The sequence below is a fragment of the Photobacterium piscicola genome (genome assembly GCF_900166965.1).
GTDB classification, from domain to species: Bacteria; Pseudomonadota; Gammaproteobacteria; order Enterobacterales; family Vibrionaceae; genus Photobacterium; species Photobacterium piscicola.
Genome location: NZ_FUZI01000003.1, coordinates 409,006 through 423,318 on the forward strand (window position 1 = coordinate 409,006; position 14,313 = coordinate 423,318).

The following is a 14,313-nucleotide window of genomic DNA, read 5'->3' on the forward strand; positions in this document are numbered from 1 at the left end:
ATGAGCAAGCGCGTCGTTATCGATCCCATTACTCGTATCGAAGGCCACTTACGCATCGAAGTTGAACTTGATGCGAATAACGTGATCAACAAAGCATGGGCATCTTCTACCCTATTTCGTGGTCTTGAAATTATCATGAAAGGTCGTACACCATACGATGTTGGCCTATTAATGCAACGCATCTGTGGTGTATGTACATCATCACACTACCTATGTGGTACGTTAGCGGTTGAAGATGCAATCAATGCCCAAGTGCCTATCAACGCGAAATACATTCGAAGCTTGATTCTAACTACCCTGCAATTGCATGACCACATTGTGCATTTCTACATTCTGCATGGTCTAGATTGGATAGATGTTGTTTCTGCATTAAGTGCTGATCCTGCAAAAGCTGCGGTTGAGGCAATGAAATATTCAGCAACACCAATGGCTGCTGGTGAAGGTGATTTACGTGCTGCACAAGAAAAAGTACAGGGCTTAGTCAATACCGGTAAGTTAGGTCCATTTGCTAATGCTTATTGGGGCAACAAAACTTACAAATTCACACCAGAGCAAAACTTAATCGGTTTAAGCCACTACCTTAAAGCACTAGAAATTCAGCGCATTGCCGCAGAATGTATGGCGGTTTGGGGTGGTAAAAACCCACATCCACAATCGATTGTTGTTGGTGGCGTAACCTGTGTACGCGACATGTTAGACCCTGCTCGCTTACAAGAATTTAAGCAAAAATATCAACATGTTGCAGATTTTGTTGAACGTGCATATCAAGCTGATATTTTAATGGCGGCAGCCGCTTACGGTAAAGCGCCAAGTGTGCTTGGTGGCTGTAACGTTGATACCTTCATGTGTAGTGAATCTATTTTACTTAACCCAGATGAGCACTTGTTCGTAAGTGGCGTTATTCGTAATAAAGATTTATCTAAAGCTGAAAAGGTTGATATTAATCTGATTGCGGAAGACGTGACTCACGCATGGTACGACGCTAATAAGCCTCAACATCCATACGATGGCACAACTATCCCTGAGCACACGCCATTTATTGAGCGCGATACCATTGTTGGTAAGCGCCCTACAATCAATGAAGCGGGTAAATATTCTTGGGTTAAATCACCACGTTATAATGGCGATCCAGTAGAAGTAGGCCCACTAGCAACTATGGTGGTTAACTACGCTCAAGGCAACCCACGCGTAACACCGATTGTAAATGAATTCCTAAAACAAACAGGTCTTCCTGCTGGTGCATTATTTACCACTCTAGGTCGTACTGCTGGTCGTATGTTACATACCCTAACCATCTCTCGTTATGGTTTAGAAACCTTTGAATCTATGGTGCACAACCTCAATTCAGACCACACAACTTACATTGAACCTACCATTGATCCTGATAAAGAATACAAAGGTGTAGGCATCATTGAAGCACCGCGTGGTTTCTTGAGTCACTGGTTACGCATTAAAGATGCAAAAGTTGAAAACTACCAAGCAGTAGTACCAACAACATGGAACGCAGGTCCTATTGATGGTAACGGCAAAGTGGGACCATACGAAGCATCGTTAGTGGGTTTACACCTTGAAGATCCGAAAAAACCGCTAGAAGTATTGCGTGTTATTCACTCATTTGATCCTTGTATGGCGTGTTCAGTACACGTAATGGATTATAAAGGCCAATCATTGAGTGAATTCCGTATTCCAGCTCAGGCAATGTAACTAAGGATTTATCATGTCAACAGATACCGTGTTGTATAAACGATCCTATGTATTTTCATTCATTATCCGTTTATGTCACTGGTTGCGTGCCTTTGCAATTTTTGGGTTAGTTGTTACTGGCTTTTATATTGCTTGGCCGTTTTTAGTTGCACCCAATAGCACCAATGTGCTTGAGCAAGGCTGGATCCGTTTAGTACACGAGGTGTTAGGCTTTATTTTAATTGCCGTGACCTTAATTCGTGTCTATCTGTTCTTTTTCAGCCACAGTAATGTTGAACGCCGCTCAATTCAGGACATCATCAGTCCAAAGAGCTGGGTAAAACAGATCAAAGCTTATTTTTGGATGGGTAATGCACCCCACCGTGGCGCTTATGGTCCATTGCAACTCATGGTTTACGCAGGGATTTCTATCGCTGCCATCTTCATGTGTGTGACTGGCTTAACGCTATATGCTAATGTGTACCACTTAGGTATTGGTGGCATGATGTGGGAACCTGCTCAATGGGTCGCATACGCGATGGGCGGGTTAGATGAAGTGCGTAAATGGCACCATTATATTACTTGGGCATTCATTATTTTTGTATTGATCCACGTGTATATGGTGATTTGGACAGGGATCCGTTTCCGTAACGGTTCAGCTGATGCCATTATGTCTGGTTACGATTACCACCCAGTAAACGTAAAAAAAGCAGATAAAGGCAATCATCCAGTCCAGCATCATGCTCACCACAATAGTCATTCAAAAAATAAAGGCCACTAGCGCAAATGAAGATATTGCTGCTTGGTATTGGCAATGTCTTGTACGCCGACGAAGGAGTCGGCGTACATTTCGTCAATTATCTCACAGAAAATTACCGCTTTACGCACCCCGACCATCAGATTGATCTTATTGATGGCGGCACGTTAGCACATTGTCTTATTCCGACATTAACCCAATACGACCACCTGGTTGTGGTTGATACTGTTAATGCCGCCGATGTAGATGCTGGTGAAGTGTATTTCTTTGACTTTGATAAAGCCCCTGCTGAAATCGATTGGCAAGGTAGTGCTCACGAAGTTGAAATGCTACAAACATTAATCATGATGGAATTGGTTGGCGATCGTCCAAAAACGTATGTTTTAGGGGTAACACCAACAGTTTTAGAACCTATGCACATGGGTTTAACGTCTAAAATTAATGCTGCAATACCGATTATGGAGTCTGCATTGATTAAACACCTTTCCGCACTCGACATAGATTGCGAAAAAGTGAACAATATTGATATTAATAGCCTGATTCCAACTGCTTACAAGCGAGGTATTGAACAATGAAATTAATTCAGTTTTCTTTTACCTGTTCACGTCCTGTGCCCTTCTATGCGCAATTATGTAACGATTATTTAGCGAGCCAGCCAGTAGAAATTACCATTGGCTATGAAAAAAATCGTTATATCATTGAAGCCGTTGGCACCCAACCACAACTTGAAGCACTAGCAGACAAAATAGCAAAAGATTTTTTACTGTCTATTTGGCTGATTGACTCTTCAATTAAAGAAATTCGTCACCGTGAAGGGCGTATTGTTCCTTTAACAACAACGCCACATCACTTACCGTTTTGCAGTTATTGCGAACCCGCTCTTGGTGATAACCAATCTGAACTCTTTGGTGAGATTGGCATTACCTGTTCCCATTGCCATGGTGAAAAACTGGTTGATTCATCGATTAGCAATGAACAAATTCAGCAATGGGCTGATACGGTAATGAACACGGGTCATGTTAGCTTTAGCTTACCGCTGCCTAACAACCAACAACACGAGTTTCATCTAAGCCGTGGTCCGATTGCTGCAACACAGCACCAGCGTCAACAAGTTATTATCTGTAACCCTAATAATGTACCGATGCATTTTATCGTGCCATCAATCCATGTATTAGCGTTATCAAGCTTAGAAAAACCCCGTGTCACTGTTCGCGCTAAACGTCACCATGCTCAGCTTGATCAACCTTTATATGATCTCTGCTTTAGCTACAATCGCGTCTTAACAGTACTCACTGAAATATTGCGTGTGCGTGGTATCGATTATTTACACATTGAAACCAATCATCAACAACCGTTAATTGCACGCATTAATAAAGGGTGGAGTCAGGTTTGTAGTGATCCTGCTATTCATCCTCTAGTGCCGTTTAAATCGGTTGAGCCTTTGCACGATCAAGCTTGCATCAATGGCCTAAACGCCTATTGGAGCAAACGCCGCATTCGGTTTGATTACCAACCCAATCATGCTAATGATGTTCCCGCTCATACCTTGCCTATCTGTGCATTGCATGGCGGAATGTTAGAATCAGGTGTTGGTCGTCATAGTGCCGCGATTTATTTTGGTCGTTATGCTGCTGGTGAAATTGTCAGCCAAGATAAATTCACTCGTACAGATACGTTCTTAGTGATGCCTACCCTGCCACATTCTGGCACAGAAATGATTGCAGTATTAGCTGCGGGTGAGCAAGCGGATGTTTTGGCTAAGTTTAAGCACCAAATACCGGTGAGTTATAATGATCTTAACAAGCTAGTCTTGAATGAGTGTAATGATCAACTTTCAGGCTTATTTGCTGTTGTCGCAACGGTTCTTGGCCTATCAAAATCGGGGCATGATAGCGTTCAATATCTTAACGATGCACTGATCGCTAAATCACTACACAATGATAGTAACCAAGGTCATCGTGTTGATTTTTCATTAGACATGGTAAATAGCAAACGCACCATTGATTGGGCAAAAATGCTTGGCAGTTTAATGAGCTTCAGTTTAGTGGTTGATGAAGTCGACTATGACAAACTCGCCTTTGGTGTAATGGACTCATTAGCTGATTATATTGCTAACTGGATCGAACGTATGGACGAAACCACTGGCATTAAAGCCGTTACCCTTGCAGGTAGTGACTTTGCTAATGAAGTGCTAGCAGATCGCATCTGCTTACGTGTAGGTAAGAACTTCCCTATCGTAACAAACCGCAAGTTAGAACTTGATGGCAGCAACTTAAGTGCTGGTGCCTTGTTCTTGAAAATGCGCCGCCGTTAAGGTTTATTCTATTGAATTAAATAGCCCCATTGCTTTTAAGTGATGGGGCTTTTTTGTGGGGTTATTTTTTATCGAGTTTTTTTAGAGTAATTACTAATTGCTCTGCTACAGCATCAATAACTTTCATACATACAGAATTACCAAATTGCTTATATATTTGACCTTGTGATACAGCATCAACAATAAAGTTATGAGGAAAACCTTGTAAATTTGCACACTCTCTTGGTGTTAACTTTCTTGGATTTTTATCAAGATGGCTTTGATCAATTAGTATTTCAGATCCATCTTTATAATAGCGTGCACTTATTGTATTTGTATATTCGCTTTCAGCATTGAATAACGAATAACCAAAACCATTCCCTTTTGTTTTATGCTCTTCTTTACGTTTTTTATGCCCAGTCCACAACTTATCAGAAATAGTAAAACGATCTTTATCGTGCTTGTCTTTATCGACATATAATTCAATCTGAGGCTGTAGAATGTCACCTACACGAGTTGTGGTTTTTTCACCAATAGGCCAAGTAAAGATATCTTCAAGTTTTATACTTTCATCTAAACCAAATGCATCACGATCAAATCCAACAAAAAAGACTCGCTCCCTATTTTGTGGGATTCCAAAATCACCTGCACGTAAAACTTTTACATCAACGCAGTAATTCAGCTTTTTAGATAATGCACTTCGTGCATCTTCACTCATAGGTACATCAGTTGGAATCTCTTGCTCAAATTCACCACGCAAAATAGCCAAAATGGTTTTTAACGTTTCACCTTTATTATGGCTTTGAATTTGCTTAACATTTTCAAGTAAAAATGCTTTTGGTCTTTTTTCTGCGAGAATACGCTGAATTTCAAAAAACATGGTTCCACGTGTATCACTAAAACCTTGTTTTAAACCTGCTTGTGAAAACGATTGGCAAGGAAATCCACCAAGCAAAACATCATGATCTGGAATATCTTTCGTTTTGATTTGAGTAATATCACCATTTGGCATTTCACCGTAATTAGCAAGGTAAGTTTTTTGTGCAAACTTATCCCATTCTGATGTAAATACACAATGTCCGTTTAATTTTTGAAATGGCAACCTAATACCACCAATACCTGCAAATAGATCAATAAAGCTAAAATCTGAATCTACCAGCGCTTTTTGCTTAAAGGGAGCATTGTTATGATGTTCTTCTAATTCATTTTCTAAATTTAAAATTGCATTCCACTTTGCCTTAGTTGGTTCATGCTCACCTTTTTCCCAACCACGAACAGTTCGATCACCCGTTGAGTTTAAGCCTAAAAGATTTGCAACTTCTGTTGCTCCAAGTCCAAGCCTCTCCCTTAATTCTTTGATATATTGAGCTTTATCTATAATTTCAGTTGTCATAACTTCACTTATCCTGTTTTTGACCAGGCATTTTATCACTGTACCTATATACAGGCAAATAGTAATATATTATTATCTATGGATAAACACGGAATAAGCATGAAGAAAGCAATATTTCTTTTTGATTACACAGGAATAATGGCAAAACCATGGGCTGATGCGGGTTATCTTTGTTATTGCTTTGATGCTCAACATAAAGAAGGTGTTCATAGGTTTGGTAATATTATTCAAGTTGGTATGTGGCTAGATGATGATTTGTCTAAAATTGAAAATATTACAGGGAAAGATATTAGTTTTATTTTTGGCTTTCCTGAATGTACTGATTTAGCTGTTTCTGGAGCTGCTCACTTTGAGAAGAAAAGAAATAAAAATCCAAATTTTCAAAATGATGCGATGAAACTAGTTCGATTAGTTGATGCCATTGGTGATCATTTTGATTGCCCGTGGGCTTTAGAGAATCCGATAAGTGTTATTAGTACATTGTGGCGTAAACCAAATTATATATTCCATCCATACGAATATGGAGGTTATCTTTTATTTGATGATTATCACCCTTTATACCCTGACTATATAAAACCACAAGATGCGTATCCCAAAAAAACATGTATTTGGTCAGGTAATGGATTTATTATGCCAGAAAAAAAACCAGTGCCAATTTTAACAGGTTATTCAGATCAGCATAAAAAGCTTGGTGGTAAATCTTTAAAAACAAAAAATATTCGCTCAGCAACTCCGAGAGGATTTGCTAAGGCCGTGTTTGAAGCAAATAATAAGTTATGAGGTATTCTATGGAAAAGTATATTTTATTATCGATTAGACCTCATTACGTGAGAGAGATAATATCTGGTGATAAAGTATTTGAATTTAGAAAAAAATTTCCAAATTTAAATGACTTAAATATATCATCAAAAATATTTATATATTGTTCTAAACCTGTGATGGCTATTATTGGTAGCTTTATTGTTAAGCATCATTACCATTCTGATTTCACAAGTCTCATGCATGAGATCAGTGCTACAGAAGAATATTCAAATAGAATGTCAAAATATCTTATAGATAAATCATCATGTCATGCCCTTGAGATTTCTGAACTTGTAATATATAAAAATAAAATTACACTAAAAGAGTTGAGGGATGAATTCAATGGTTTTTCTCCTGGGCAAAGTTACCGTTATTTAGACCCTTCTATAATAAAAAAAATAAAAAATATTAATTCTGGTGTTATTTGATTATAAATAAAAATACGACTAGTTTATAAAACTAGTCGTATTGCTTTTATTAGTATCTCTCCGTAATCAGGGAGTCCCAATATTCATTATTTGCACGCCATTGTGCATAAGGCCTTGAATTAGTTTGATACATACCACAATCAAAGTAAACGGTACCATCTTCAACAAGTCTTAACCATGAATCATAATTAATTGGTTGACCAAATACTATCTCAGTATAAACGCCATTAGAATCTTTAAGGCACTTAAACCAACCTTGGTCATTGAATTTTCTTTCTAATTTTGTTTTTATTACATCTCTAGTCCATTGCCCAAGAACAATGTATCGTTGTAAATTTTCAGGAATAATTTCATATTTATCTGTTCTTTGATCATGTTCAAATGAATATACAGCCTGAATATCGCTGTTACTTGTAATAATTAACTTTTGTCCATAATTATTATAACTACCAATTTTAGGAACAACTGAACCAGACCAAGAAATTCGGTTGTTTTTTAGTGGGTTTGGTGTACCAAAATATGGAAGGAATTCAGTATCTTTATCTAACCTACCAATATTTATATCTGATGTGTTTCGGCCCCATAAGTTTAAATCTGGTGACCAATCACCAAATGTAGTTTTGCCAGAACTAGTTTGATTTTTCATTTCAAAACCTAATAAATCAGGACGATTGTCTCCATTTGGTGTAATACCCATTTGAATTTCTAACCAATGTCCCTCCCTACCATCATGACGTAAATTATAACCTGTAGGGTCAAATATTTTCCCTTTTACGTGAGACATAAATCTATTGATTATTTGCTGTTTATTAGTCATATATCCTACGATCTAATTATTAATTTGTACTTTATATTTACCACCTATTAATGACTAATACATTATGTTTCATATTAATCTGATTGATTCATGATATGAATCATAAAACCAACAGATAAATAATATCGTCATTTAAAAATTAATACTAGAATTATCAATAAACTACAATAAATACGTTCGATCACAACTTAAAAAATATGCAGATTATTACGAGCAGAGTCCCTTTAGGGAATGACGGGGGTTAGTTAGTGCATTTATTGTTGAAAATGATGCAGCCTATTATCCGTCATCTCGGAAGTCGAGGAACGAAGGCTATCCGTGATCTATTCACCGCGTATTTGAGCCTCAAAGATGCCAATGAAAATACGTTAGAATCCCACCGAAAACACTAACTCTACGACGCGTGGATAATAGATTCCCTATCTCCCTCGTGGGCATTCACTGTAGGGAATGACAGGGGTTGGTTAGTGCATTCATTGTTGAAAATGATACAGCCGATTATCCGCCATATCGGAAGTCGATGGACGAGGGCTATCCGTGATCTATTCACCACGTGTTTGAGCATTACAGACACCTGCGAATACAGTCACTCTACAACGCGCAGATAGTAGATTCCCTATCTCGTTCGTAACCTCACTGTAGGGAATGACGGGGATTAGTTAATGCATTTATTGTTAAAAATGATGCAGCCTATTATCCGTCATCTCGGAAGGCGAGGAACGAGGGCTATCCGTGATCTATTCACCGCGTGATTGAGCATAAAAGACACCAATGAATACAGTCACTCTACAACGTATGGTTAGTAGATTCCCTATCTCGTTCGTAACCTCACTGTAGGGAATGACGGGGATTAGTTAGTGCATTTATTGTTGAAAATGATGCAGCCTATTATCCGTTATCTCGGAAGTCGAGGAACGAGGGCTATCCGTGATCTATTCACCACGTATTTGAGCATTACAGACGTCAGCAAAAACAAGTACTCTACAACGCGCGGAGAGTAGATTCCCTATCGCCCTCGCGGGCATTCACTGTAGGGAATGACGGGGTTGAGGGTGGCATTTATCGAAAGGAATGACAAAGGTTATTTTCTCGTCATCCCGGAAGTTGAGGAACAAAACTATCCGGGATCTATTCACCGCATGTTTGAGCATCACAGGCATCAGCAAAAACAAGTACTCTACAACGCGTGGATAGTAGATTCCCTATCGCCCTCGCGGGCATTCACTGTAGGGAATGACGGGGGTTAGTTAGTGCATTTATTGTTGAAAATGATACAGCCTATTATCCGTCATCCCGGAAGTTGAGGAACGAAACTATCCGGGATCTATTCACCGCGTGCTTGAGCATTACAGACATCAGCAAAAAAAGTATTCTACAACGCGTGGATAGTAGATTCCCTATCGCCCTCGCGGGCATTCACTGTAGGGAATGACGGGGTTAAGTTGGCATTCGTTGTAGGGAATGGCGGGGGTAAAGTAACTCGATGACTCGATGACTCGATGACTCGATGACTCGATGACTCGAACCTGATTTTCCTCCAACAAAAAGGCCATATCAGTATTAACTGATACAGCCTTTTTTTAGCGATAATCGCTACTTATGCGTCTTTGCTTTGCTCGACTTCAAGCTGCATTAGCATTAGATCTTCACCATCAAGTACCTGAGTATGATTACTACCGCAATGCTGACAAATAATGCTGCGCTCGTTATGAATGGTTTCTTGACCACATTCGAGGCAGGATAACACCAGCGGCTGAATGTTCATTTCAAACTCAGCGTCATGGCAAATACCTTCCAGCTTAAAAGTCTGAAAAGCGGTTTCAAGTAAGGCAGGTTCTACCCCACTTAAAATGCCGACTTTAATCGCAACACGGGTGACTTTGTCTGCATTGTTATCACGAGCATGTTGTTCGCATTGTTCGATTAAAGCGCCAACAATGGAATACTCATGCATTAACAGATCCTCGGTAATAATTCACCTTGAGGAAGGTCAAGATAACGACGACTACCCCAACCACTGGTTAAAATTACACGACCAGTATGATCATTATTAACTGAACCAATCACAGCTGCGTTTTCACAAGCGGCAAAGGCTTCAAGCACTTCTAATGCTTTTTGCGCTTGTGCTTGAGGCAATGCAATAATAAAGGTGCCTTCGTTGGCTAAATCAAACGGTTCAAACCCGTATAATTCACATAGGCCACGCACTTCTTCACTGACAGGAACATCATCTTCAACAAGGCTAATACCCACATCAGATGCTTGCGCCCACTCGTTTAATACCGCAGATAAACCGCCACGGGTTGCATCACGCATTGCATGAATATCAAGCCCTGCCGCAATTAATGCTTCAACCGCAGGCCATAGCGTATTGCAATCACTGATAAGCTCAGATTCAAGGGTTAAGCCTTCACGCGCCATTAAAATAGCCGCGCCATGACGACCGACATCGCGCGATACAATAATTGCATCACCATCAGCAAGATTACGTACTGAAATACCTGATTGCATGATTTTACCAACACCGGTGGTATTAATAAAAATACCGTCAGCACACCCTTTAGGCACTACTTTAGTATCACCACAAACGATTTTAGCACCTGAAATGCTTAACTCGTTGGCCATGCTACTCACGATGGTTTTAAGCTTATCGATTTCAAACCCTTCTTCGATAATCACACTACAACTTAAATATTGCGGTTGTGCGCCCATCATCGCTAAATCATTCACAGTGCCTGCAATGGCTAATTTACCGATGTTACCACCAGCAAAAAACAACGGTGACACTGTAAATGAATCAGTGGTAAAGGCTGTTTTGCCTTCAAGGGTTAATACCGCAGCATCTTCTTCACTACGCAAAATCGCATTATCAAACGCTTTAAAGAATAAACCTTTAATGAGTTTATTCATTTCTTGACCGCCACCGCCATGACTTAGTTGAATAGATTTTGTAGTCGATAAAGCGGAGAAATCTTGTTCACTCATTTTACACCTCGGTAACGGAAATACGCATTACACGCACCTTCTGAACTCACCATGCAACTGCCAAGTGGCGTTTGTGGCGTACAACCACGACCAAAGACTTTACAATCTTTTGGCTTTGCTAAACCACGCAAAATATCACCGCATTGACAGGCTTTATGATCATCAATCGGTGTCATTGGCAAGCAAGCAGCAAATTTAATTTCAGCATCACGATGACGATATTTTGCATTAAGTTGTAATGCTGAGTTAGCAATCGGACCTAAACCACGCCAGCGGAAACTATCACGAATATCAAAACAACGTTTAACCGCCGCTTGAGCAACCGTATTACCTTCTTCTGTTACCGCGCGTGTGTATTGCACATCAAGTTCAGCAATGCCTGCTACTCTTTGCTTGGTTAAGCGCAGAATAGATTCCATCACATCAACGGGTTCAAACCCTGCAACCACGACTGGCGTTTGGTATTTTTCAACTACCGAGCGATAAATTTTGGCACCTTCAATGACACTTACGTGTGAAGGACCAATAAACGCATTTACTTTCACTGCAGGATCAGCCATTACTACATCAATTGCAGGTGGCACTAATACATGGTTAATATGAAAGTAAAGGTTATTGATCTGACGTTGCTCGGCGAGTTCAATCAAAATAGCCGTCATTGGGGTTGAGGTTTCAAAGCCAATCGCAAAGAAAACCACGTCTTTATCTGGATTATCAAGCGCAATGGCTAAACAATCTAACGGATCGTAAATTGGTCGAATATCACACCCTTGAGCGCGATATTGTGCCAAGCTGCCTTTTGAACCAGGAACACGAATCATGTCGCCTAAAGTAACTAAAATCACATTAGGTTGACTCGCTAATGCCGCAGCGTGATCAATGCGCTCTTTAGGCATAACACACACAGGACAACCTGGGCCGTGAATAAAATCAATATTCTCGGGTAATAGCTGCTTTAAACCATACTTCATAATGGTATGAGTATGACCACCACACACTTCCATTACTTGCATCGGCTCAGGTAAATCAACCGCAAGTTGCTTAATCTGTTCAGCTAAACTCAATACTGTATCGGCATCACGAAAGCCTTCATACAGTTTTTTTAGATCGAAACTCATATTGGAAGTGGCCCTGATTCATCCATAATAAACTGATACATTTCAAGACTTTCTTGCGCATCTTTATCATCAATTTTGCTCATGACAAAACCGATATGGATCAATACATACTCACCTATAGCAAGCGGGTCCATTAAGAGATGACAGCTTACGCGACGTTTTACGCCCATAGTATCAACCGTGACGGTATTATCTTCGTGAATCTCTACAACTTGCGATGGAATCGATAAACACATAATTACGCTTCCTGTGGACGTTGATTAGCGGTTAGCCACTTAACTAAAGGCGCAAAAGTTGCTTCATCTTTGGTTGATAGCGTAATCACTTCAACATTAGGATTCAGTTTCTTCAGTTGTGCTTTCGCTTCATCAATGCTGAAATCAAAATACGGTAATAGATCGCATTTAGTGATCAGAACCACATCCGCCCGACGAAACATCACTGGGTATTTTTCAATCTTGTCGTCGCCTTCTGGAACAGAAACTAAAACAATATTTTTATGCGTACCCACATCGTAACTTGCAGGACAAACTAAGTTACCCACGTTCTCAACAAAGCAAATATCAAGATTTTTAAGATCAACATGGTGTAACGCACCGTGAACCATGAAGGCATCAAGGTGACACGCAGAACCTGTTTGAATTTGGTATGCGTCAATACCGTGTGCTTTTAGGCGATCAGCATCACGCGAAGTTTCTAAATCACCTTCAATAACTGCATATTTTAAATCGGTATACTTATGTAAATGCTCCAGTAATGTGGTTTTACCGCTACCAGGGCTACTCATCAAATTAAATGCAGTCACATTTTGTGCTTCAAAATGGGCGCGATTATGTGCAGCCTCCACATCATTCTTATCTAGAATTTTATGAATAACTGATAATGTCTTTTTATCATTTAATTGAGGGTTTGCTTGTAGTTGGTGATGATGATGATCACCTCTTGGTAATGAACAACCGCAATCTTGGCACATATGAACTCCAGCATAGAGGGGCTTTCAGCTATCGTTTTAATCAAAAAATGGCTAAACGGTAGGAAAATTAAACAGGATTCAGTTCAGATTATTGAACACTCAAATTCTGAGAATTATGAGTGTCGATTATCTATGCTTTAAGCGGATAAATCAATTTGTGTGATAATTTATTTAGCGGATCATTAGATTGATTATATATATATATCGTCCTTACTGATGAACTGATAAAGTATGTGTTTACAATTCAGTTTAGCTTCAGACTTAATGACAATGATATGACATAACCCTAAATTTTGACGCGTATGTTATGTCATAAGCACTTCAAGATTAATCACGATGAGACTTGCTTTTAATGCTCTCTCACGCCTTCTTGAATAAGAATGTTATTCATCGAACAAAAGAGAAACCATAATGCAAACAAAAACATCTAACTTAAAAACCAAGCTTCTAAAATTAGCTGCACCCGTTGCGTTAGCTTGTGCATTTGCAGCTGCACCAACAGTAGCGATGGCTCAAGATGCTCCGAATGCCTCTGTGGTAGCATCTCAAAAAATCACAGCAGAGCAACAACACGTTGCCGCTGAAATTGGTAAAATCCAGCAAGAACTTGCTGCTATTCGTGTGAAAACATTAAAAGCAAACCCGCAACTGATCACTGAGATGAAAGCTTACGAAACAGCATTTAACAATAAAGTTAAAGCAATGGGCTACCAACCAGAAAAACTAATCAAGCGTGCTCAAGAAATTCAAGTTGAAGCAACGAAGAAAGACATTTCAAATGACAAGCGTACTGAGTTGATTAAAGAATTCACAACTATTCGTACTACGCTTGAGAAGCAACAACGTTCAATCTTAAATGATCCTGCAATCAGCAAGCAAGACAAGCAAGTACAAGATGACGTTATTGATGCAATGAAAAAGCAAGATTCAAAAACAACTGATCTACTAAAACAATTAGATCAACTTGTTATGCAATTTAAAAAATAATTGCGCAAAATAACTGAATAAGCTTTTATTCAAAAAAAAGGATAATCAAACGATTATCCTTTTTTATATCTACTGTTT

At 39.4% G+C, this 14,313-nt stretch carries 14 protein-coding genes; 7 read left to right on the forward strand and 7 right to left on the reverse strand.

Annotation, left to right across the window (positions count from 1 at the left end; translation table 11 throughout):
- From CZ809_RS10805 to CZ809_RS21555, 4 genes are all read left to right on the forward strand, one after another.
- Positions 1-1,704, forward strand: coding sequence for a nickel-dependent hydrogenase large subunit (locus CZ809_RS10805; protein ID WP_080157640.1), 1,704 nt, complete (start codon positions 1-3; stop codon positions 1,702-1,704).
- Positions 1,705-1,717: 13 nt separating this feature from the next.
- Positions 1,718-2,464 carry a Ni/Fe-hydrogenase, b-type cytochrome subunit gene (cybH, locus tag CZ809_RS10810; protein WP_080157641.1) on the forward strand — a complete coding sequence of 249 codons (747 nt, stop codon included), beginning with the start codon at positions 1,718-1,720 and terminating at the stop codon, positions 2,462-2,464.
- A gap of 5 nt (positions 2,465-2,469) precedes the next feature.
- A complete protein-coding gene (locus CZ809_RS10815) occupies positions 2,470-3,015 on the forward strand; it encodes a HyaD/HybD family hydrogenase maturation endopeptidase (RefSeq protein WP_080157642.1) in 546 nt (181 codons plus the stop codon).
- A gap of 1,139 nt (positions 3,016-4,154) precedes the next feature.
- Complete coding sequence (locus CZ809_RS21555; RefSeq protein ID WP_370738018.1) at positions 4,155-4,754, forward strand: Kae1-like domain-containing protein; 600 nt, start codon at positions 4,155-4,157, stop codon at positions 4,752-4,754.
- Between the two features lie 61 nt (positions 4,755-4,815).
- On the opposite strand, the gene CZ809_RS10825 is transcribed toward CZ809_RS21555, so the two are convergent.
- Positions 4,816-6,126 (reverse strand): DNA cytosine methyltransferase, encoded by a 1,311-nt coding sequence (locus CZ809_RS10825; protein WP_080157644.1) that lies wholly within the window; start codon positions 6,124-6,126, stop codon positions 4,816-4,818.
- A gap of 99 nt (positions 6,127-6,225) precedes the next feature.
- Between CZ809_RS10825 and CZ809_RS10830 the strand changes: the two genes are divergently transcribed.
- Entirely contained in the window at positions 6,226-6,906 is a 681-nt protein-coding gene (locus CZ809_RS10830) for a Dcm methylase (protein WP_080157645.1), read from the forward strand.
- Between the two features lie 8 nt (positions 6,907-6,914).
- A complete protein-coding gene (locus tag CZ809_RS10835; protein WP_080157646.1) occupies positions 6,915-7,355 on the forward strand; it encodes an ASCH domain-containing protein in 441 nt (146 codons plus the stop codon).
- Positions 7,356-7,404: 49 nt separating this feature from the next.
- On the opposite strand, the gene CZ809_RS10840 is transcribed toward CZ809_RS10835, so the two are convergent.
- The 6 genes from CZ809_RS10840 to hypB form a co-directional block, all read right to left on the reverse strand.
- Positions 7,405-8,172: an LlaMI family restriction endonuclease gene (locus CZ809_RS10840; RefSeq protein WP_080157647.1), complete on the reverse strand. Its 768-nt coding sequence runs from the start codon at positions 8,170-8,172 to the stop codon at positions 7,405-7,407.
- Positions 8,173-9,769: 1,597 nt separating this feature from the next.
- Positions 9,770-10,126: a hydrogenase maturation nickel metallochaperone HypA/HybF gene (locus CZ809_RS10845; RefSeq protein WP_080157648.1), complete on the reverse strand. Its 357-nt coding sequence runs from the start codon at positions 10,124-10,126 to the stop codon at positions 9,770-9,772.
- Complete coding sequence (gene hypE, locus CZ809_RS10850) at positions 10,126-11,157, reverse strand: hydrogenase expression/formation protein HypE (protein ID WP_080157649.1); 1,032 nt, start codon at positions 11,155-11,157, stop codon at positions 10,126-10,128. The genes CZ809_RS10845 and hypE overlap by 1 nt, the downstream gene beginning before the upstream one ends.
- Positions 11,154-12,275, reverse strand: a complete 1,122-nt coding sequence (gene hypD, locus CZ809_RS10855) for a hydrogenase formation protein HypD (RefSeq protein ID WP_080157650.1) — start codon at positions 12,273-12,275, stop codon at positions 11,154-11,156. The genes hypE and hypD overlap by 4 nt, the downstream gene beginning before the upstream one ends.
- On the reverse strand, positions 12,272-12,511 hold the full coding sequence (locus tag CZ809_RS10860) for a HypC/HybG/HupF family hydrogenase formation chaperone (RefSeq protein ID WP_080157651.1): 240 nt from the start codon (positions 12,509-12,511) through the stop codon (positions 12,272-12,274). The genes hypD and CZ809_RS10860 overlap by 4 nt, the downstream gene beginning before the upstream one ends.
- Before the next feature lie 2 nt (positions 12,512-12,513).
- The gene (gene hypB, locus CZ809_RS10865) at positions 12,514-13,248 is read right to left on the reverse strand and encodes a hydrogenase nickel incorporation protein HypB (protein WP_080157652.1); all 735 of its coding nucleotides are present in this window, start codon (positions 13,246-13,248) and stop codon (positions 12,514-12,516) included.
- Positions 13,249-13,659: 411 nt separating this feature from the next.
- Here hypB and CZ809_RS10870 point away from each other — a divergent pair, with 411 nt between their 5' ends.
- Positions 13,660-14,235, forward strand: a complete 576-nt coding sequence (locus CZ809_RS10870; protein ID WP_080157653.1) for a hypothetical protein — start codon at positions 13,660-13,662, stop codon at positions 14,233-14,235.
- Positions 14,236-14,313 lie beyond the last annotated feature (78 nt).